The following is a 20,497-nucleotide window of genomic DNA, read 5'->3' as shown; positions in this document are numbered from 1 at the left end:
CATCTAATCACAGACAATTCGGAGACAAAAATCGCATGCGCTACCTACTGTCTCACGATGCAAGTCGTACCACCTAGTCGTCAGCCAGCAAGCGCCTCAGTCGCTGGGGATAGTTGTTGAGGAAGTCACGAGTTACCGCATAGTGCTCCGTGTCCTCGAAGGCCACTTCGGACAGGCCAACACCATCGAATTGGATGATCTTGGCGTTGGGATAGGACAGCAGGATGGGGGAGTGCGTGGCAATGATGAATTGCGATTTATCTTCCACCAATTGGTGGATTGCATACAGCGCAGCGAGTTGGCGGTTGGGTGATAAGGCTGCCTCGGGCTCGTCCATCAAGTACAAACCTTTGCCTTGGAACTTGTGCGTCAGCAACGCCATAAAAGCCTCGCCATGAGACCGCGCATGTAGCGATTTTCCACCGTAGTTATCAAGATAGCCAACCTCATCCATATAGGTGGCCACATTGAAGAAGCTCTCGGCCCGCAGGAAATAGCCATCTTGCGGCTTGCGATAGCTCCGCGCCAACCGCAGCACCTCATGCAAGGATGATTCTGAATCCGCTGTAGCCAGTCTGAAATTGCGAGTGCCCCCCTCCGGGCTATAGCCCAGGGCCAGCGCAATGCCCTCCAATAACGTTGATTTCCCAGAGCCGTTCTCCCCCACAAAGAAGGTTACGTCTGGATGAAACTTCAGCAGACCCAGCTCTCGGATCGAGGGTACGTTGTAGGGATAGGTTTCGTAGTTCACATCTGCATCTGGGCGGATGCAGGCGCTTTGGAGATAGGGTTTGGCGGCAAGCATGCGCTCATGCTAACGGGCCGCGCGGACTTCTAGCTCACTGGGCCAAAGGTCTATTCGATGGCCCTAGCCTTCCCACGAAATGGCCAAGTGGTCCCAATGAGATACGCCTCAAAGAACATTTTTATATTTTTTGCATCCTCTCAACCCCATTCAGCTACATCGTTCGTTTCATCCAGCACCACCACTTTTTTGATGGAGCTGCCATGAAACCCCGTTCGCTCACACTGCCCGCCCTCGCCGCCCTGACGGTACTGCTGGGCCTGGCCCACCTGCCTGCCCAGGCCATTGGCCGTCTGGCCGACGTCACCATCGTGGACCGCGACACCGGCGCCACGCTGCCGGTGCACTACGCCCGGGGCGAATACTGGGTGGCCGGGCGGCCCGGGGCGCGGTATGCCATCACCGTGCGTAACCGGCTGGGCGAGCGGGTGCTGGCCGTGCCGTCGGTGGACGGCGTCAATGTGCTCAGCGGCGAAACCGCTGCGTGGGACCAGCGCGGCTATGTGTTCTCACCCTACGAGCGCTACCAGATCACCGGCTGGCGCAAGAGCGACAGCCAGGTGGCGGCCTTTGAGTTTTCGCACATCGCCAACTCGTATGCAGCGCGCACGGGACGCCCAGCCCACGTGGGAGTGATTGGCGTGGCCCTGTTCCGCGAACAGCCACCGGTGCCCCAGCCTGCCCCGGCCATCACCCCCGAGCCCTACAGCCAGCGCCGCGACAACGGCCTGGGTCTCGGGCGCCTGCGGGAGGAACCCGCATCGCCCGCAGCCGCTGGGGCTGCCGGTGCGCCTGCGGCCCCAGCCCCATCGGCCGAGGCAGAGTCAACTGCCCGCTCGCAATCTGCTGACAGTGTGGCCAAAGCCGCCCCCATGCCATCAGCCAAGCTGGGCACGGCGCATGGCCAGCGCGAGACCTCGGTCGTCACCCACACCACTTTCACGCGCCTGCAGGAGCAGCCCAATGAAATCATCAGCATCCGCTACGACAGCCGCAAGAACCTGATCGCCAGCGGCGTGATCCGCGAGCCCATCGCCCGGCCCTCCGTGCCGCGGGTGCCGCGCGCGTTTCCGCAGTCGGACAACCTGTCGTACGTGCCCGACCCGCGATAGGCCTGGGACAGCCCGTGCGTGCATGAGGGTTTCGCATAATGCCCGGGTGCCCTCCGCCCCAACCTTTGACGATGTCCACGACGCCGACGAAGCGCTGATGCTGCGCTATGCCACGGGCGACATGGCCGCGTTTGACCGGCTCTACGCCCGGCACGAACTGGCTGTGTGGCGGTTTGTGTTTCGCAGCGTGAAGGTGCAGGCAGTGGCCGACGACCTGCTGCAGGACGTGTGGTTTGCCGTGGCGCGCAATGCCGCCCGTTATGAGGTGAAGGCCAAGTTCCGCACCTGGCTGTTCACCCTGGCGCATAACCGGCTGGTGGACCACCTGCGCACCGCCAAACCCCACACCAGCCTGGATGCGAGCGACGACGATGCGCGCACGCTGGCCGACACGCTGGTGGCCGACTCGGGCTTTGGGCCCGTGCGGCAACTGCAGTCGCGCGAGCAGGCGGCTGCGCTGATTGCGGCGGTGGAACAGTTGCCGCTGGAACAGCGCGAGGCCTTTTTGCTGCAAGCCGAAGGCGACCTGAGCGTGCAGGAGATTGCCGAGGCCACCGGCGTGAATTTTGAAACCGCCAAGAGCCGCCTGCGCTATGCACGGGCCAGCCTGCGCCAGCACCTCAAGGAGTTTGTATGACCCGGCAGGACGACGAGCTGGTCCGGCGCTACCACGAAGCCAGCGAGCAGGAAGGCACCCGCCCCGGCGTGCATGTGCGCGAGGCCGTGCGCGCACATGCCCAGATGATCGCCCAGGCTGCGGCATCGGCATCAGCAGGCCCGGTGACGGCCCCTGCCGCCAATCAAGCCCGCTGGAAGATTTCGGCCCTGGCCACCCTGGCTCTGGTGGGACTGACCGGCTTGCTGATGCTGCAGTTTGAGCGCGGCACGCCCGAAGAGCGGGACGCTGCTTTCAGCCACCGCCGGGCCGAGGCGCCGGCGCCGGTAACTCCTACACCGGAAGCCCCTTCGACGCCGCAGCTATCGGCAGAGCCCTCACCAGCCACTTCGCGCGCGCCGGATAGCGCGCAGAAAAGTGCGCGGAACAGCACCGGCCCATCGGCCGACGCCTTGCCCTCCAAGCCCTCCACGGGAGCCGCCCCAGGACCTGCGCAGACACCAGCACCCACTCAGCCTGCAGCCAAGGCGGCGCCCGCATCGCCTTCGGTCACTGAACAGGAAGCCCTGGCAGCGCCTCGCGCAGCAGGCACCCTCTCCGGTTTCCCCGCCTCGCCCCCCGCGCCCGCGACGGCCGGAGCCCCCCGCGCCGAATACGGCGCTGAAAGGCGCGAGCGCGCAGCAGCCCCCGCAGCACCGGCTCTCCAGGAGGCCGCTCCGGCTGCCGCACCAGCCGCCCGCAGCGCGCAGGCTGACTCTGCAACGCGCGACCACCGCGCGGCTGCCGCAGCCCCTGCCATGCAAAAAAATCTGGGTGCAGCCTTGCCCGGTACCGTCTGGGAGGCCGCCCGTACGGGCCAGACCCAACAGGTCGAAGCGCTCGTGCAACAGGGCACACCGGTGGATGCCCGCGACCCCGAAGGAAAAACCGCCCTGATGCTGGCCGCCATGAACGGCCACACCGCCACCGTGCAGCGGCTGCTGGCCCTGCGCGCCAACCCGGCGCTGGTGGACCGCGATGGTCTGACTGCGGCCAAGCTGGCGGCACAGCGGGGGCACGCGCGCCTGGTGGAACTGCTGGAAGCGGCGCGCTGAAAATCGCACCGGCAGGCCACACAGGGCCTGCGTCATGTTCGCATGGGAGCCCTGGAGGCACCGTTCGGTGGCAGCGGAGAATCAGCCGCTCGTCAGAATCATCAGAACCGCACCGCCTCGAACGCAGGGTGCAGTGCGTCAATCCAGTGATCCAGCTCATCCTGCGTCACGTGCAGGTGGTCCATGCAGGCCTGGCCGTGCTGGGTCCACTCGCGCGTGGGGGCCAGGCCGTCGTGCTGGTTGACCAGAAACTCGGCCAGCAGGCCCAGCGCCACCAGGTGGCGCACCGTGGGGTCAAACCGCTCGTCGTTCAGGCACGCAAAGTCGTGGTGCAGCCAGATGGCCTGGGCCACGTCGCCCGGCAGATGCCAGGTGCGCGCCACGATGGCGCCCATCACCGCGTGGTCGGTGCGGTGGCTGGCGTTCTCGGTCTGGGTGAAGGTACGGTCCTTGCGCGCCAGGGCCTCGGTCACGGTGCCTGCATAGCCCCGCACGGCCTTCACCAGCACCGGCATGCCCACATGGCAGAACAGCCCGAAGCTGTAGCCCAGGCCCGGGTCCAGACTGTAGAGCTGGTGGCCGATGTGCTCGCACGCGATGGCGCGGCGCTGCGAGCTTTCCCAGAAATGCTCCAGCAGCGGCGAGCGCACCTGCAGCGCGTTGCGCGTGATGAAGGCAGACAGCAGCTCCACCGCTGGCTGCAACCCCAGCACCGTCAGCGCCATGCCCACGGTCTGCACCGGCTGGGCCAGGCCGTAGAGCGGGCTGTTGGCCAGCCGCATCACGGCGGCGGCCAGGGCTACGTCGGAAGATGCCAGTTGCTCCAGCGCGGTCGAGTCCAGCTCGGGCGCCGCCACTATCTGCTGCAGGCGCAGCAACGATTCGGGGCACGGCGGGATCACGATGGCACGCACGGCAGGGTGCACGCGGGCTTGCCGGATGTCTTGGTCGATGGGGTGTGGAACGGTCACAAAAAGTCCCCGGGCCGCCGCGTGTGCCGACCACACGGACGGGCGTAGCCCGCACAGTTGCAATTCGTTGCATTGTGGCGCCAAAAAGCGGCCTGCCCACCGAACCCGTGCACAGGCGCAGGCTTTGCGCCCAGTGCGTCAAGACCTGGCCTTAGGAACCTGGCCTCAGATATTGGCGCCGTCGAGCCCTTGCAGGGCCTGCCGCGTGCTCAGGCTGCTGCGGCCGGGCATGGCCTCGCCCAGGTAGTCCAGAAAGCGCCGCACCGCGGGCGACAGCCCCCGGCGGGAGGGGAACACGGCGTGCACGATGGCGGGCGCGGGCGCCCAGTCGGGCAACACCCGCACCAGCTTGCGCTCGCGCATTTCTTCCTGGCACATGTAGTCGGGCATCCAGCACACCCCCGTGCCGGCCACCGCCGCGTATTTGAGCGTGAGCAGGTCGTCGGCCACATAGCGCGGCGTGTGCTGCACCTGCTGGTGCACGCCGCCCGGGCCGATCAGGTTCCAGGTGGAGCGTCCGTCGGGCGCCGACATGGCGATGCTGTCGAGCTTGGCCAGGTCGTCCAGCGTTTGGGGGGTGCCCTGGCGAATCAGCAGCTCGGGGCTGGCCACCAGGATCTGTGTGGTGTGGTCCAGTCGCTTGACGACCATGCTGCCGCTGTCGTCCACCGAGGGGCGCACGCGCAGCGCTACGTCGATGCCCTCTTCCACCAGGTTCACCGCGCGGTTGCTCACCAGCATGTCGATGCGCACCTCGGGGTACTGGGCCAGAAACCGGGGCATCAGCTCGGCCACCACGGTCTGCGCCAGCGTCACCGGGCAGCTCACGCGGATGGTGCCGCGCGGCGTGGTCTGCACCTGGGCCACGGTGTCGGCCGCCGCCTGGGCCGACTCGCGCATGGCCTGGCAGTGGCGCAAATAGGCTTCGCCCACTTCGGTCAGTGAGAGCTTGCGGGTGGTGCGCTGCAGCAGGCGCACGCCCAGCTGCGTCTCCAGGTCCGACACCCGGCGCGACAGGCGCGACTTGGGGATACCGAGCGCGCGGCCCGCAGCGGCAAAGCCACCGCGCTCCACCACTTCAGCGAAATACAGCATGTCGTTGAGGTCTTGCATGGACAGGTCCGTAACACTTCAATCGTTCTATGGATAGAACAATCTATCGCAAGTTCACTACCTTATCAACAAATCGATCCATCTCCACAATTCATTTCATGGCCACACGCTGTGGCTCCGATCCACAGAACCCAAGGAGTTCCCTCATGCAACTGCTTCACGTTGACTCTGCCATCACCGGTGATCAATCCGTGTCCCGCCAACTGACCGCCCGCACCGTTGCCGCCTGGCAAGCCGCCCACCCTGGCACCACCGTGCAATACCTGGACTTGGCACAGCAAGCGCCTTCGCACCTGTCGGCCCAGTCGCTGGGTTTCCGCACCGGCCAGGCCGCTGCGACCGAGGTGGAACGCAATGAAAACGCCCTGTCCGAGGCGCTGGTGAGCCAGTTCCTGGCCTCCGACGTGATCGTGATTGGCGCGCCGCTGTACAACTTCTCCATCCCCAGCCAGCTCAAGGCCTGGATCGACCGCCTGGCACAAGCCGGCCGCACCTTCAAGTACACCGACAAGGGCCCCGTGGGCCTGGCTGGTGGCAAGACGGTGATCGTGGCCTCCACCCGTGGCGGCGTGTACTCCACCAGCGAAGGCGGTCAGGCCATGGAGCACCAGGAGAGCTACCTGAAGGTGGTGTTCGGCTTCTTCGGCATCACTGACGTGCGCTTTGTGCGTGCCGAAGGTGTGGCCATGGGCCCAGACGCCAAGGCGGCCGCACTGGCCTCGGCCAACGTGGAAATTTCCACGCACACCAGCGTGGCTGCCAACCAGGGCCGCGTGTCGCAGGCCGCCTGAGCGCAGCAGCGACCACGGAGTGCAGGGCGCAAGCCCTGCAACCCCCCTAGAACCCGGCCGCGTGCCGGGTTTTGGCTTTTATCCAGCCAAAACGGCTGGATGCGCTAGTGGAACATGCCTGAGCAGCTATCATATTTGATATACCGCACGCGGACAATGCCGCCCCTACGCCGCACCGTGCCAGCAGTCACTGAGCTGCGTGTGGCGCCTGCCGCTGCAACCATTGCTCAGCCAGCTGCCGGGGCGGCAGGGCCGTGGCAAACAGCCAGCCCTGAAAGCGCTCGCAACCCATGCGAATCAACAGCTGCAGCTGCTCCTCGGTCTCCACGCCCTCGGCCACCACCTCCAGCCCCAGCGTGCGGGCCAGCGCGTTGACGGTGGCGCAGATCTCGCGGTCGTTCACGTCCACCACGATGTCGCGCACAAACACCTTGTCGATCTTCAGCTCGCTCACCGGCAGGCGCTTGAGCTTGATGAGCGACGAGTGGCCGGTGCCAAAGTCGTCAATCGACAGCGCAAAACCCGCGTTCTTGAGCTCCAGCGCGATGGCGTACAGCGACTCGTCCAGCAGCTGCGACTCGGTGATCTCCAGCACCAGGCTGGCGGGCGTGACCCCGGCACGCTGAGTCACACCCAGTAGGGTCTGGGTGAAGCCCGGCTCGCGCAGCTGGATGGTGGAGACGTTGACCGACACCACGGGCACCTGCCAGCCCTCGGCACGCCACTGCGCCATCTGGCGGCAGGCGGTCTCGAACACCCACAGCCCGATGGGCACGATGAGCCCGCTCTCCTCGGCCAGCGGGATGAACTCGTCGGGCGGCACCGCCTTGCCGTCCACCGACCAGCGTAGCAGCGCCTCGGCGCCCATGGTCTGGCGCTGCTGGTTAAGCTGGGGCTGGTAGACCAGCGCGAACTCGCCCGCCTGCAGCGCGTTGTGCAGGCGCCGGCGCAGCTCCAGTCGCCCGCGCGTGATCTGCGTGAACTCTTCGATGTAGAAGCGGTACGAGCCGCGCCCCGCACTTTTGGTGGCATGCAGCGCCGAATGCGCGTGGCGCACAAGCTCCACGCTGTTGGCGGAGTCGTCCGGGTACAGGCTGATGCCCAAGCTGGCGCCCATGTACTGCGCGCCCACCTCCGACAGCTCCCACGGCTGCGCCAGGCCTTCCGCCAGCGAGGCCGCCAGCTGCGCCAGCTCGGTGCGCGACGCGGGGCGCAACAGCATCACCGTGAACTGGTCATTGGCCAGCCGAGACACCAGGCCCTGCCCCGCCAGCAGCTGGGTGATGCGCTGGGCCACCTCGCTCAGCAGCGCATCGCCCACGCGGTGGCCGTAGGTTTCGTTCACGCTCTTGAAGTGGTCCAGGTCGATCAGCAGCAGCGCCACGCGGCGGTTGGTGCTGTGCGTGTCGCGTGCCGCCTCGGCCACGGCGCGCTCCAGCGCGTCTTCAAAGTAGCGGCGGTTGGGCAGGCCGGTGAGCGCGTCAAAGTGCGCCACGCGGTACAGCTGCTCCTCGTTGCGCAGCACGGCGGCCTCGGCCGTGCGCAAGCGGTTGAGCAGGCTCACCACAATGGTCTGCCGCAGCGCGGCCAGCAGCAGCACCAGCAGGCAGCACACCAGGATCAGTGCCTGCATGCCCGCCCGTCCATCGGGCGCCACAAACAGCAGCACCAGGGTGATGGCCGCCAGCGTCATGGACAGCAGCGGAACGTAGTTCATGGCCTGGTCGCACTGGCGGCGGTAGGCCGCATCTGCCGACATGGCAAACCGCAGCCAGCGCGCGCCCCAACCCAGCACCAGCGCCGACACGCTGAAGCTGGCGTTGAACCAGATGCCCGGCTGCACCGTGCCGCTGATGACCATGAGGTTCCACTGCATCCAGCTCAGGCCATAGCCCAACAGGCCAAGCAGCACCAGCATGTGAGAACGCTCGATGCGCACCCCCACCGTAGGAATGGCCAGCGCCGTGACGCCCGCTGCTGCCAGAAACCCGGCCGGATACAGCACCAGCACGGTGCCCACGGCCAGCGAGTCCACCCCGCCCGAGGGTAAATAGATCACCAGCGTGAACGCCAGCAGCGCCAGCACCGTGCCGCCAAAGTCCAGCGCCGCCGGGTAGGCCCGGTCGCGCGACAGGCGTGCAAACGTGGCGCGGATGACAGTGGCCGCCCACAGCGGCCCACCCGCCAGAAACAGCAGGTCGGCGGGCGCAGGGAAAGGGTTCCAGTCCAGCGCCACCTGCACGTTCCACACCATCTGCCCCAACGCCACCAGCACAGCAAAGCTCAGCAGGCCGGTGTGCAGCGCGCGGTCGGTGGGCGGCGCCTGCCGCCAGCCGCGCCAGGCCCAGAAGGCAGACAGCCAGAAAGCCAGCGTCCAGGAGGTGTTGTCCAGAAACAGCCGCGCGCCCGGAGAAGGCACCCACAACGACGCCAGGAACGACAGCGTGGTTGCACTCAACCAGACCGCTGTGAGGATTCGTTCCGCGAAGGACATGGGTCAGTGCTGTGGTGGAGAGGGAGTGCTGGGCGCAGTTGCTACAGAACGTTACCCCTCCCATTGTGGCCGCAAGTTCGGCCCACCTTTTCACCCTGCGGTTTGCCGGGGCACTGACACAGAAACAAGCTACTAAAAAATAGCACCCAGCGCCCATGGGATGGGCGCTGGGTGCCAAACGGCTTGGATTTTTTTGTTGAGCCCCCGACGCTGCGGCGCCACAACACCGCCGCCTGATCGAGAGCGTCGGAGGGCTGCAACCCATGGCGGGGGCGTACCTGCTCAACCCGGTACTGCCCTGCTCGCGCAAGGAGAGAGAACCGCCGCCGCTCCGGGCCGCTGCCGGCCCGTCGCCATGGAGCGTTCCCTCGGGGTTTTAGAACCCTGGCAGCACCGAACCCTTGAACTCGGTCTGGATGAACTTCTTGATTTCTTCGGAATGGTAGGCCTTCACCAGCTTGGCCACCCAGGGCTTGTCCTTGTCGGCTTCGCGCACGGCGATCAGGTTGACATAGGGGCTCTTGGCGTTTTCTTGTGCAATCGCGTCCTTGCCAGGGTTCAGGCCCGCCGACAGCGCAAAGTTGGTGTTGATGGCCGAGGCGTCCAGGTCGTCCAGCGAACGGGGCAGCTGGGCCGCGTCGAGTTCGACGAACTTGAGCTTCTTGGGGTTGCTCACCACGTCCAGCGGCGTGGCCTTGAGGCCCGCGCCATCACGCAGCTTGATCAGGCCCTTGTCCTGCAGCACCAGCAGCACGCGGCCCCCGTTGGTGGGGTCGTTGGGAATGCCGAACTTGGCGCCTTCCTTCAGGTCTTCCAGCTTCTTGACCTTCTTGGAATACAGGCCGATGGGGAAGTTGACGGTGTAGCCCACCGACACCAGCTTGTAGCCACGGTCGGCCACTTGCGCATCGAGGTAAGGCTTGTGCTGGTAGCTGTTGGCGTCCAGGTCGCCGGCGGCCAGCGCAGCGTTGGGCTGAACGTAGTCGCTGAACTCGACGATCTGGATCTTGAGGCCGTCCTTCTCGGCAACCTTTTTCACCTGCTCAAAAATCTGCGCGTGGGGGCCGCCGGTCACGCCCACCTTGATGGGCTTGTCCTGGGCCATGGCGCCCGACGAGAAAGTGGCTGCGGCAGCCAGGGCCAGGGCGGATTGCAGGAGAAGGCGCTTGTTGTTGTTCACGGGAAAACCTTTCGTTGAGAGATGGCTCGCATCCTAGGGTTTCCCCGATAAAACTGGAACAACTAAGTTTTCATTTCATTACAACCCAATCGCATAACAAGCACTCAACGCTCCTTCTTCAGCCCCGCAGTGCTACGTTGTTCAGCTTGTCCAGCCGCTCGGGCCAGGTGCCTTCCACCGTCGCGCCCTGCAGCAGGATGCGCGTCCAGGCCACCCAGGCGTCCCACTGCACGCGCTTGTCCCACGCATTGCCCCAGGCGCTGAACAGGTGCAGCGCGCTCTCGGCAGCGGCCTTGGCGTCTTCCTTGCGGCCCGCGGACAGATACAGCTGCGCCAGCACCATCTGCGGCTCGCCCACCCAGGGGTTGTGGCGCACCGCGCTTTCCACCACGCCAGTGGCCACGTCCAGGTCCACCAGCGGCTGGTCTTGCTGGATGACCGACCAGTACAGCGACGTGGCCGCCGCCTCGTTGGCGGCCGACAGATGCTGCGAGCAATGTGCAAACACGGGCGGCATGGGCAGCACGTCCTTCAGCCCCGGGTGCTGCAGCGCTTTGGCCAGCCCGTTGATCTGGTGCACCATGCGTCCCGACGGCCGCATGGGCCCGGGCCAGAGCGATGCGGCCCAATGCGCCTTCTGGTGACGGTGTTGCACGTCCGGAAAGCGCGAAAAGATGTCGTCTTGCCAGCTGAACCACTGCTCGATGGTGTCGGCCATGCTCACGATGATGAAGGCCGCCACCTCGTAGGGCGTGAGCACGTGGTCCTGCCCGTCTTTTTGCAGCACCAGGCTGCCGTCAGCCTCCAATGCATGGGCCAGCACCTTCTGCACGAACTGCGTGCGCGACTGGGTGCAGAACAGGTAGACCAGGTGCTCGGCCGACTCGCCCGCAATCTCGCGCACCCGGGCGCGTTCCTTGGCGGGGTCAAACTTCACCAGGTCCACAAACGCATTGCCGTACACGCTGTGCAGCAGGCCCAGCAGGCGCACATCGCGCGGCTGCTGCCACACCGTCAGCGTGCGCGTCACGCCCACCAGGTGGTGGCGGAAGGTGCCCGCCTTGTGCCAGTCCTGCCCCACATTGCGTGCCAGCACCGTGGGCAGCACGGGCGCCAGTTCGGGGTCGCGGGTCAGCCACTCGTCGTCCAGCAGCGGCAACGCGCGGGCAAACAGGTCAGGGTCCAGGGGGTGAAGCGGCAGGGTCATGGGGTGGTGTCTCCGGCGTTGAGGGTGCAGGGAATGCAATGTACACACAGTATCTGCCCCCACGGCGGTTGCGCAAGCACGGGGGCGACCCGGCCCTTACACCCCTCACGCGCCTGCACGGCGGTTCGGTCAGCGCCATGGCCTGCGGCGGGCCTTCAGGCTCAGAGGCTGAGAGTTTTTTAGCCGGGCCCGAAAGGCGCTCAAATACGCCTCGGATCTGGGCGCAAAGCACAGCCATGGCTCACGCTATGGCGAGCATTGGTAACAGCGAGCCGGGGCGTATGGGCGTGCAAGGCGGGCGCGGACAAAGGACTCTCAGCCTCTCAGACCAGCCGCACTTCAAAGTACGCGCCCTCACCTTCGCCCAAGTCCCGGAACCCGGCCTGCCGGGCCGCCACGCTGGCCTTGCCCCATGCCTTAAGCAGGGTGAGATCGCCCGGGGACACCACCTCGGGGGGCGACTCCTCCAGGCTCTGCATGGTGTCCAGCGCGGCCGCCACCTGTTCGGGGCCGCCCAACTGCTTTTCCAGGGCTCTGGCGTACCGGGTTTCGGCGGCTATGCGCTCCTTGGCCGGAAGCTCCTCGGGGTAGTCGCGAAGGTTGACGACGTAAGTGGATTCAATGACTTGCATGGCGCTACTTCTCCTGTGGTTTGATACTGTATGAATATACAGTTTTTTCAGAAAAATTCGAGCGCTGAAAGATTCCCCGCAGAGCGCGGGAAGAAGGAAAGATTGTTCTCAATACTGGAACAGTTAGTTTGCGACTGAGTGGTTTTTCTCTGAACACCATCGGCGTACAGTTCATCCCATCGATGAGCCGAACCCGCAAGGCGACTCACCGAACCCGGTTCAGGAATGGTTTTTGACCCGGCTTTTTTGAGACGCTTTTTTAACTTTCAAGGATTTTCATCATGAACAAGACCGCTCGTTTCCTCTCCGTCGCCGCTGTTGCCGCTTTCACCGCCTTTGGCGCCCATGCTGACGAAGCCGATGGCTCGCAATTTGCCCTGAAGTTCGACACGAACCGCACCCGCGCTGAAGTGGCTGCCGAGGCCGTCACCGAAGCCCGCACCCACAGCATGGAACCCGCCGGCTCCCGTGTGGTGACCTACAAGTCCACCGCTGACCGCGCTGCCGTGCGTGCCCAGGCTGCTGAAGCTGTGCGCACTGGCCAGATCCCTTCGGGTGAATTCAGCGCCATGTAATTTGGCAGACCAACTGCTGAGATTGGTTTGAAGCAGTTGCGGGACTTCCCATGGTGGTGGCACTTCGCGCGGTGCGGGTGCTGCTGCCATGGGGAGTGTTAACTGAACCGCAGGGGCGGGCAGGCAAAAAGGGCTCCCAATGGGAGCCCTTTTTGTTGGTGCCTGCGGTGTAGCCCTGCTCCTCAAGGGCGCCAGGCGCGCCCCTGCAACCTCGCTTACAGCGAAGGGTCGATCAACACCTTGGCCCCCGTATTGCGCGGGCCGTAGAAGGCGATGGACTCTGCACTCAGCGCGCCCGCCAGCGACACGGTGCGCGCGTAGTGGCTGGCAAACGTGGTCTTCAGCTCGGCTGCCACACGCTGGCGCAGCGCCTGTGTCGCCTCGTCGCCAATCTTCTGCAGAAACGGAAACAGCAGCCACCCGCCCATGCCCCAGGCCATGCCAAAGGTGCGGTGCACCTCGGTCGGGCGTGTGTCCAGGTGGCCGTACAGGTACACCTGCTTGTGCACGGCCGAGCCGTAGCGGCTGTATTCCTTGGCCTTGCGGTTGATGGCGGCCTCCATGCACTGCAGGATCTGCCCGGCCAGCGTACCGCCGCCCGTGGCATCAAACGCGATGGTGGCGCCCGTGGCGGCCAGCGCGTCGGTCAGCTCGGCCATGAAGTTGGGTGCGCTGCTGTCGCACACATACTGGGCGCCCAGCCCGCGCAGCAGCGCCGCCTGCTCGGGCTTGCGCACGATGTTGACTAGGCCGACGCCGTCCTTCTGGCAAATCTTGAGCAGCATCTGGCCCAGGTTGCTGGCTGCTGCGGTGTGCACCAGCGCGGTGTGGCCTTCGCGCTTCATGGTCTCCACCATGCTCAGCGCCGTCAGCGGATTGACGAAGCACGATGCACCCTCGGCCGCCGTGGTGCCGGGCGGCAGCGGCAGGCACTGTGCCGCCGGCATGGCGCGGTATTGCGAATACATGGCGCCACCAATCACCGCCACCGTGCGGCCCAGCAGCGCCTGCGCGGCGGGTGATGCACCCGCCGCCACCACCAGGCCCGCGCCCTCGTTGCCCACCGGCATGCTCTGACCCAGGCGTGCTGCCATGCCGGGCATGGCGCGCTCAGGGATGTGGGCCGTGGCCACCGGCCGCTCGACCGTGCCCGTGACCTGCACGGTGGACAGATCGGCGGGGCCCAGCAGCAGGCCAATGTCCGAGGGGTTGATGGGCGTGGCCTGCACCTGGATCAGCACTTCGTCGGGCCCTGGTATGGGCACGGGTGTCGGCTCCAGGCTGATCTGCAAGGTGCCATCGGCTTGCACAAGCGAGCGCAACTGCAGCGCGGTGGTAGGGATGGAGGGGTTCATGGAGGACTCGCAGGTAAAAGATGGGACAAAGGGCCTATGCGCTGGACAGCGCAGTGTGGTGAAACAGTGCTGCACTCCACGGCGCCGCAGCACCACCAACCCGCATTCTTGACCAGGCTGCGCCAACGCGCTGTCCCCTCGGTGAATGGCTGCCCACCCATGCGCAGCCCCCATGCACCGGGACGAACGATGCACGCAGGGCGCTGCAGCTACGGGTCAGAAACGCTTTCACACACTCAGTCCAAAGTCCTGCCCTTGCCGCTTGACTTAGAGTGCGCTCTAACTTTCAGAATCGTTCCCATGGCATCCCTCCTCACCATTGCCGAAGTCGCCAGACGCACAGGCCTGACCGCACACACCCTGCGCTACTACGAGCGCGCCGGTTTGATTGCGCCGGTAGCCCGTGCACCCGGTGGCCAGCGCCGCTATGCGGCGTCGGACATGGAATGGATCGGATTCCTGCTGCGCCTGCGCGAGACCCAGATGCCCATCGGGCAGATGCAGGCCTTTGCGCGGCTGCGCAGCGAAGGGAACGCCACCGCCCCTGAGCGGCGCCAGTTGCTGGAACAGCACCTGGCGCAGGTGCTGGCAACGATCACCACGATGCAGCAAGCTGCACAGGCGCTGCAAGCCAAGATCGCGCACTACCAGGGCCTGGAAGCTTCCCTTCGGTCCACCCCGTCGTCCACCCACCAAGGAAGCTCCTATGTCCCCCCAAACCCAACCCCGCTATCTCCAGGGCCTCGCCAAGCTGCGCGAAATCGACGGCCACGCCGGTGAGCGTGTCGTCGCCAGCCTGGCCGACATCGCCCCCGACTTTGCGCGCTACCTGATCGAGTTTCCGTTTGGCGACATCTATTCGCGCCCCGGACTCGATCTGCGCAGCCGCGAGATTGCAGTCATCGCCGCACTGACCGCGCTGGGCAACGCCACGCCACAGCTCAAGGTGCATTTGCAGGCGGCGCTGAATGTGGGCGTCACCCGCGAAGAGGTCGTGGAGGTGCTGATGCAAATGGCGGTGTACGCAGGCTTTCCGGCCGCGCTCAACGGACTGGCCGCGGCACGCGAGGTGTTTGCAGCGGCCGACGCGCAACCAGAGACCGCTTGAAGCGCCCTGCCGCCCCGCCCTGTCGTGCCGGATGCGACTGCAGCGGGGCGACCGCCTATTTGGCGGCCCCCACCGGCATCGGCCGCACCAGCCGCACCGGCAGCTTGCTGGCCCGCGCGGCATCGCCGCGCGCCTCGCCGGTGGACAGGTTCACCGCCCAGCCGTTGATCATGGCCGCCTGCCGCGCACCATCACCCGCCCGGCTTTGGGCGATGTTGCCGTAGTTGTACTGGTTGACGCTGGGCGCGCTCACGTTGGCGGTGGACGTCCAGTGCCACTGGCCCGGCGCCGCCGGGAACAGAAGGGGGTTGAGGCCCGGGGGCGACAGCGCCTTGTCCACCAGCCGCTGCAGCTCTGTCGCACGGGGCAGGCGCCAGCCCACACCCTCGGCCTTCCAGCGGTCAGAGGCCAGGGCCGTGGCCTCAGCACGGTCCAGCAGCAGGGGCTGGCCCGTGCAGGTTTTGCCGGTCCATTGCATGCCCTCCACACAGCGTGGCCAGGCCAGGCCGGCACGCTGGTCCAACACATAAGCACCATCGGCGGACAGGGACCAATCGGCGGCCACCTGCGAATCGGCGGCCTGCGCAGGCCCGGCAAACAGGGCAACCAACAGCGGGGGGATGAGCGGCAACAACGTTTTCATGGGCAAAGCAGGGGCAATGAAAGCCAGGTACAGGTCCGGGGGGCAGAGAGGCATCACAGAATGCCTTGGCGACACCCTAACCCGGCAACGGCCTGCGCGCCACCCACCAGATCAAGAAACCCGCACGGCCCTCCGCTTGTCCATGCGGCCACCCACGCCCACTCCTGCCAGCGTGCCTGACGCGGCCAATGCCTCGGCCAGGAACCCCACAAACGCCTGCACCCGCGTCGAAAACTGGTGCCGCTGCGGGTACACCGCATAGATGTCGGCCGCAGGCGTGTGGTACTGCGGCAGCACGGGCTCCAGCAGGCCCTGGGCCAGATGGCGGTTCACGTCCCACTCGGCACGCATCACGATGCCGTGGCCCTGCAGCGCCCACAGCACGGCGATCTCGCCGTCGTTGGTGGTGAGGTTGCCGGTGATCTTGATCGACTCGGTGTGCGCCTTGCTGCCACGCCCGGTGGTCAGGCGCCACAGGCCGTAGGCCTCGTCGCCCTGGCGGATACCGATGCACTGGTGCTCCATCAGGTCGCGCGGCACGCGGGGCCTGCCATGCTGCTCCAGGTAGGCGGGTGCGGCGCACAGCACGCGCCGGTTGGGTGCCATGCGGCGGGCAATCACGCGGCCGTCGGGCGGCTCGCCAAAACGCACGCACACGTCGTAGGCATCGTCGGTGATCGGTGGCGGGTGCACCGACAGCTGCAGCTGCACATCCACCTCGGGGTACTGGCGCACAAAGTCCGAGATCACGGGCGCAATGTGCATGCGGCCAAAACCCAGCGTGGCATTCACGCGCAGCAGGCCCTTGGGGCTGGCCTTGGACTGCACGATGAGTTCGTCCAGCGCATCGATCTCGCGCAGGATGCGGCGCGCGTGCTCCAGCAGCAGCTCGCCCTCGGGCGTGAGGCTCATGCGCCGGGTGGTGCGGTTGATGAGCACCACACCCAAGCGCTTTTCCATCTGCGCCAGGTGTTTGCTCACGGCGGCGGTGGAGACACCCATTTCGCGCCCGGCGGCGCTCAGGCTGGGGCTGGCCGCCAGTGCCGAGAAGAAGCCCAGTTCTGCGGGCTGGATGGTGGAGCTCATCGCCGCATTATCAACTGCAGGTTAACGATGGATTCACTTGGACGCCATTTTTACAACGAGCGGATGCCTACAGTCGCTCTCACTGTTTTTGTTCCACCCGCTTTTCGCGGCCCGACATCCCCGCAGGCCTTCCCCAACGCTTTCACACACCAAGACCAAAGACCTTCATGAAAACCTACCAAATCGCCACCATCCCCGGAGACGGCATCGGCAAGGAAGTGATTCCCGCCGGCCAGCGCGTGCTCGAAGCCCTGGCCTCCCGCCATGCGGGCCTGCAGTTCCAGTTCGAAAACTTTGGCTGGGGCGGCGACTGGTACCGCGCCCATGGTGTGATGATGCCGGCCGACGGGCTCGATGCGCTGCGCGGCAAGGACGCCATCCTGTTTGGCTCGGCGGGTGACCCGGACATCCCCAACCACATCACGTTGTGGGGCCTGCGCCTGAAGATCTGCCAGGGCTTTGACCAGTACGCCAACGTGCGGCCCACGCGCATCCTGCCGGGCATTGATGCGCCCCTGAAGCGCTGCACACCCAAGGACCTGGACTGGGTCATCGTGCGCGAAAACTCCGAGGGCGAATACTCGGGCGTGGGCGGCCGCGTGCACCAGGGCCACCCCATCGAGGCGGCGACCGACGTGTCCATCATGACCCGCGTGGGGGTGGAACGCATCCTGCGCTACGCCTTCCGCCTGGCCCAATCCCGCCCCCGCAAGCTGCTCACCGTCATCACCAAGAGCAACGCTCAGCGCCATGCCATGGTGATGTGGGACGAGATTGCCGCGCAGGTGGCCACCGAGTTCCCTGACGTGAAATGGGACAAGGAGCTGGTGGACGCTGCCACGGCCCGCATGGTCAACCGCCCCGCCACGCTCGACACCATCGTTGCCACCAACCTGCATGCCGACATCCTCAGCGACCTGGCCGCCGCGCTGGCGGGCAGCCTGGGCATTGCGCCCACCGGCAACATCGACCCCGAGCGCCGCTACCCCAGCATGTTCGAGCCCATCCACGGCTCGGCGTTCGACATCATGGGCAAGGGCCTGGCCAACCCCATCGGTACCTTCTGGTCGGTGGTGATGCTGCTGGAGCACCTGGGCGAGGCCGACGCCGCGCGCGCCGTGATGCAGGCCATCGAACAGGTCACCGCCAACCCCGCCCTGCACACCCGCGACCTGGGCGGCACGGCCACCACGGCGCAGGTGACCGACGCCGTGTGCGCGCTGATCGGCAGCACGCCGTTGCAAAAGGCCGCCTGAGCTGCGTGGCTCCAACGCACTGCGCCCTGCCCCACGACCCGATGAGCACGCACATCGACACCCAGGCCCGCCACTGGCTGCGCAGCATGTTCGATGCCGCCATCGCATCCGCGCAGCCCGCGATATGCCTGCCGCGGCACCTGCCTGCCCCGCCCCGGGGCCGCACGGTGGTAATCGGCGCGGGCAAGGCATCGGCGCAGATGGCGCAGGTGCTGGAGGCCCACTGGCCCACGCCGCTCTCTGGCGTGGTGGTCACACGCTACGGGCATGCTGCCACCTGCCAGCACATCCGCGTGCTGGAGGCCGCCCACCCCGTGCCCGATGCGGCGGGCCTGGCTGCTGCGCAGCGGATGCTGGCCGCAGTGGCGGGCCTCACAGCAGACGACCTGGTGATTGGCCTGTGGTCGGGCGGAGGCTCGGCGCTGCTGCCCTTGCCATTGCCGGGGGTCACGCTGGCCGACAAGCAGGCGCTCAACCAGGCCCTGCTGCGAAGCGGCGCCAGCATTGGCGAGATGAACTGTGTGCGGCGCCACCTCTCAGCCATCAAGGGCGGGCGGCTGGCCCTGGCGTGCAGCCCCGCCCGCGTGGTCAACCTGGTGATGTCCGATGTGCCGGGCGACGACCCGCTGGACGTGGCCTCGGGCCCCACCGTGGCCGACCCGACCACCCGTGCACAGGCGCTGGCCATCTTGCAGCGCTACCGCATTGCGCTGCCGCCCGCCGTACTGGCTGCAATGGACACTGCCGCCAGCGAAAGCATCAAGCCCGGCGACACCCGGCTGGGCCCCATCACCACCCACGTCATTGCTACGCCCGACCTGGCACTGCAGGCAGCCGCCCAGGTGGCGCGCCACGCGGGCATCGAGCCCACGCTGCTCGGCGACGCGCTGGAGGGCGAAGCCCGCGACATGGGCACCGTGCTGGCCGGTGTCGCCCGCTACGCCGCCAAGACCCCGTCATCACGGCACCGCGTGCTGCTGAGTGGCGGTGAAAGCACTGTCACCTTGCGCGCACCAGCACCAGGGCAACCCATGCCAACCCCGGGGCGCGGCGGGCGCAATGTGGAATGCCTGCTGTCCCTGGCCCTGTCGCTCAAGGGCTTGCCCGGCGTGTACGCATTGGCCGGGGATACCGACGGTATCGATGGCCTGGAGCCCGTGGCAGGCGCCATCGCCACGCCCGACACGCTGGAGCGCGCCGCCGCGCTGGGCCAACACGCCACCGCCGCGCTGGACGCACACGACGCCCACTCCTTTTTTGGCGCGCTGGGCGACGCCGTGGTCACCGGGCCCACGGGCACCAACGTCAATGACTTCCGCGCGATCCTGATCGCAGCCACGGGCTGACGCCACGCACCCGCGTCCCCACCGGCCCTGCCCCCACAAGAACCACAACCCAACGGAGACAACCATGACACGCATTGCAACCCCGCACCACCCACCATCAACGCCGCCCACAACGCCCTCCACACGCCGGCACCACCTGCTGGCGCTGGCCGCCCTGGCTGGTGCTGCCTGTGCCCTGCCCAGCGCACCGGCGCACGCGCAGGCCTGGCCGGCCAAGCCCGTCACCATCGTCGTGCCCTTTGCGGCCGGCGGCACTACCGATGTGCTGGCACGCGCGCTGGGCGAAAAACTGGGCACAGCCCTGGGCCAGCCCGTGATCGTGGAAAACCGGGGCGGCGCGGGCGCCACCATCGGGGCCGACTACGTGGCCAAGGCCCCTGCCGACGGCTACACGCTGCTGATGGGCGCGGTGCACCACACCATTGCAACGAGCGTGTACAAAAAGCTCAACTACGACTTTCAAAAGAGTTTTGCACCCATCACCACCGTGGCGCTGGTGCCCAACGTGCTGGCTGTGAGTGCGGCCACGCCCGCCAAGGACGTGAAGGAACTGGTGGCGCTGATCAAGGCCACGCCCAACAAGTTCTCCTACGGCTCCAACGGCGCGGGCACGGCGCAGCACCTGATCGGCACGCAGTTCGCCACGTCCATCGGCCAGCCCGTGCTGCACGTGCCCTACAAGGGCAGCGGCCCGCTCACCACCGACCTGCTGGGCGGGCAGGTGTCGATGTCGTTCGACACCGTCACCCCCGTGCTGCCGCACATCAAGGCGGGCAAGCTGCGCGCCCTGGCGGTGACCACGGCCAAGCGCTCGTCCACCCTGCCCGACGTGCCCACGCTGCAAGAAAGCGGCTTTGCGGGCTTTGACATCGGCACCTGGTTTGGTGTGCTGGCCCCCGCCCGCACGCCCGCCGACGTGGTGGCGCGGCTGAACACCGAAATGGTCAAGGTCATCCAGTCGCCGGACTTTCAAAAGCGCATGCAGGACATTGGCGCCGAACCCATCGGCAACACCCCTGCGCAGATGGCCGAGCAGATTGCGGCCGACACCGCACGTTTTGCCAAGCTGGTGGCAGACAACAAGATCACCACTGACTGACCCGGTGGCAAAGA

20 protein-coding genes are annotated in these 20,497 nt (G+C 66.4%); 10 read left to right on the top strand and 10 right to left on the bottom strand.

From position 1 onward, the window contains the following. Window positions 1–73: 73 nt before the first annotated feature. Window positions 74–805: an AAA family ATPase gene (locus ACT531_RS17905; RefSeq protein ID WP_476018291.1), complete on the bottom strand. Its 732-nt coding sequence runs from the start codon at window positions 803–805 to the stop codon at window positions 74–76. Between the two features lie 203 nt (window positions 806–1,008). Between ACT531_RS17905 and ACT531_RS17900 the strand changes: the two genes are divergently transcribed. Genes ACT531_RS17900 through ACT531_RS17890 form a run of 3 tightly spaced genes read left to right on the top strand, consistent with a single transcriptional unit; the run spans window position 1,009 to window position 3,627 of the window. Next, a complete protein-coding gene (locus ACT531_RS17900) occupies window positions 1,009–1,917 on the top strand; it encodes a hypothetical protein (protein ID WP_476018290.1) in 909 nt (302 codons plus the stop codon). 22 nt (window positions 1,918–1,939) lie between these two features. Beyond that, a complete protein-coding gene (locus tag ACT531_RS17895) occupies window positions 1,940–2,554 on the top strand; it encodes a sigma-70 family RNA polymerase sigma factor (protein WP_476018289.1) in 615 nt (204 codons plus the stop codon). Continuing rightward, window positions 2,551–3,627, top strand: a complete 1,077-nt coding sequence (locus ACT531_RS17890; protein WP_476018288.1) for an ankyrin repeat domain-containing protein — start codon at window positions 2,551–2,553, stop codon at window positions 3,625–3,627. The genes ACT531_RS17895 and ACT531_RS17890 overlap by 4 nt, the downstream gene beginning before the upstream one ends. A 101-nt stretch (window positions 3,628–3,728) precedes the next feature. Here the strand turns inward: ACT531_RS17890 and ACT531_RS17885 are convergent, their stop codons facing one another. Both ACT531_RS17885 and ACT531_RS17880 read right to left on the bottom strand, forming a co-directional pair. Next, window positions 3,729–4,598, bottom strand: a complete 870-nt coding sequence (locus ACT531_RS17885; protein WP_476018287.1) for an HDOD domain-containing protein — start codon at window positions 4,596–4,598, stop codon at window positions 3,729–3,731. A 165-nt stretch (window positions 4,599–4,763) separates the two neighbouring features. Next, window positions 4,764–5,711, bottom strand: coding sequence for a LysR family transcriptional regulator (locus tag ACT531_RS17880; RefSeq protein WP_015014364.1), 948 nt, complete (start codon window positions 5,709–5,711; stop codon window positions 4,764–4,766). Between the two features lie 146 nt (window positions 5,712–5,857). Here ACT531_RS17880 and ACT531_RS17875 point away from each other — a divergent pair, with 146 nt between their 5' ends. Then, window positions 5,858–6,502, top strand: a complete 645-nt coding sequence (locus tag ACT531_RS17875) for an FMN-dependent NADH-azoreductase (RefSeq protein ID WP_015014365.1) — start codon at window positions 5,858–5,860, stop codon at window positions 6,500–6,502. Between the two features lie 187 nt (window positions 6,503–6,689). Here the strand turns inward: ACT531_RS17875 and ACT531_RS17870 are convergent, their stop codons facing one another. The 4 genes from ACT531_RS17870 to ACT531_RS17855 form a co-directional block, all read right to left on the bottom strand. Beyond that, window positions 6,690–8,996 carry a putative bifunctional diguanylate cyclase/phosphodiesterase gene (locus ACT531_RS17870; RefSeq protein ID WP_476018286.1) on the bottom strand — a complete coding sequence of 769 codons (2,307 nt, stop codon included), beginning with the start codon at window positions 8,994–8,996 and terminating at the stop codon, window positions 6,690–6,692. A gap of 376 nt (window positions 8,997–9,372) precedes the next feature. Continuing rightward, on the bottom strand, window positions 9,373–10,176 hold the full coding sequence (locus ACT531_RS17865; protein ID WP_015014367.1) for a MetQ/NlpA family ABC transporter substrate-binding protein: 804 nt from the start codon (window positions 10,174–10,176) through the stop codon (window positions 9,373–9,375). A 118-nt stretch (window positions 10,177–10,294) separates the two neighbouring features. Beyond that, the gene (locus ACT531_RS17860) at window positions 10,295–11,383 is read right to left on the bottom strand and encodes a DUF6817 domain-containing protein (RefSeq protein WP_476018285.1); all 1,089 of its coding nucleotides are present in this window, start codon (window positions 11,381–11,383) and stop codon (window positions 10,295–10,297) included. Between the two features lie 323 nt (window positions 11,384–11,706). Continuing rightward, complete coding sequence (locus ACT531_RS17855) at window positions 11,707–12,015, bottom strand: hypothetical protein (protein WP_060985737.1); 309 nt, start codon at window positions 12,013–12,015, stop codon at window positions 11,707–11,709. Window positions 12,016–12,296: 281 nt separating this feature from the next. Here ACT531_RS17855 and ACT531_RS17850 point away from each other — a divergent pair, with 281 nt between their 5' ends. Beyond that, entirely contained in the window at window positions 12,297–12,590 is a 294-nt protein-coding gene (locus ACT531_RS17850; protein ID WP_476018284.1) for a DUF4148 domain-containing protein, read from the top strand. A 215-nt stretch (window positions 12,591–12,805) separates the two neighbouring features. Here the strand turns inward: ACT531_RS17850 and ACT531_RS17845 are convergent, their stop codons facing one another. Further along, complete coding sequence (locus ACT531_RS17845) at window positions 12,806–13,945, bottom strand: zinc-binding dehydrogenase (protein ID WP_476018283.1); 1,140 nt, start codon at window positions 13,943–13,945, stop codon at window positions 12,806–12,808. A 300-nt stretch (window positions 13,946–14,245) separates the two neighbouring features. Here ACT531_RS17845 and ACT531_RS17840 point away from each other — a divergent pair, with 300 nt between their 5' ends. Both ACT531_RS17840 and ACT531_RS17835 read left to right on the top strand, forming a co-directional pair. Continuing rightward, window positions 14,246–14,725: a MerR family transcriptional regulator gene (locus ACT531_RS17840; protein WP_476018282.1), complete on the top strand. Its 480-nt coding sequence runs from the start codon at window positions 14,246–14,248 to the stop codon at window positions 14,723–14,725. After that, on the top strand, window positions 14,652–15,053 hold the full coding sequence (locus tag ACT531_RS17835) for a carboxymuconolactone decarboxylase family protein (protein ID WP_476018281.1): 402 nt from the start codon (window positions 14,652–14,654) through the stop codon (window positions 15,051–15,053). The genes ACT531_RS17840 and ACT531_RS17835 overlap by 74 nt, the downstream gene beginning before the upstream one ends. Before the next feature lie 55 nt (window positions 15,054–15,108). Here the strand turns inward: ACT531_RS17835 and ACT531_RS17830 are convergent, their stop codons facing one another. Then, on the bottom strand, window positions 15,109–15,696 hold the full coding sequence (locus tag ACT531_RS17830; protein WP_476018280.1) for an Lcl C-terminal domain-containing protein: 588 nt from the start codon (window positions 15,694–15,696) through the stop codon (window positions 15,109–15,111). Between the two features lie 111 nt (window positions 15,697–15,807). Continuing rightward, window positions 15,808–16,782, bottom strand: coding sequence for a LysR substrate-binding domain-containing protein (locus tag ACT531_RS17825; protein WP_440597616.1), 975 nt, complete (start codon window positions 16,780–16,782; stop codon window positions 15,808–15,810). Window positions 16,783–16,949: 167 nt separating this feature from the next. Between ACT531_RS17825 and ACT531_RS17820 the strand changes: the two genes are divergently transcribed. The 3 genes from ACT531_RS17820 to ACT531_RS17810 all read left to right on the top strand — a co-directional run bounded on the left by ACT531_RS17820 (window position 16,950) and on the right by ACT531_RS17810 (window position 20,483). Then, the gene (locus tag ACT531_RS17820; protein ID WP_476018279.1) at window positions 16,950–18,038 is read left to right on the top strand and encodes a tartrate dehydrogenase; all 1,089 of its coding nucleotides are present in this window, start codon (window positions 16,950–16,952) and stop codon (window positions 18,036–18,038) included. A 41-nt stretch (window positions 18,039–18,079) separates the two neighbouring features. Continuing rightward, on the top strand, window positions 18,080–19,384 hold the full coding sequence (locus ACT531_RS17815) for a glycerate kinase type-2 family protein (RefSeq protein ID WP_476018278.1): 1,305 nt from the start codon (window positions 18,080–18,082) through the stop codon (window positions 19,382–19,384). A 64-nt stretch (window positions 19,385–19,448) separates the two neighbouring features. After that, complete coding sequence (locus ACT531_RS17810; RefSeq protein ID WP_476018277.1) at window positions 19,449–20,483, top strand: Bug family tripartite tricarboxylate transporter substrate binding protein; 1,035 nt, start codon at window positions 19,449–19,451, stop codon at window positions 20,481–20,483. Window positions 20,484–20,497: the final 14 nt, after the last annotated feature.

Source organism: Acidovorax sp. DMC1, from assembly GCF_056314325.1.
The sequence above is the reverse complement of the archived record's forward strand: the minus strand, read 5'-3'. Positions and strand labels throughout refer to the sequence as shown.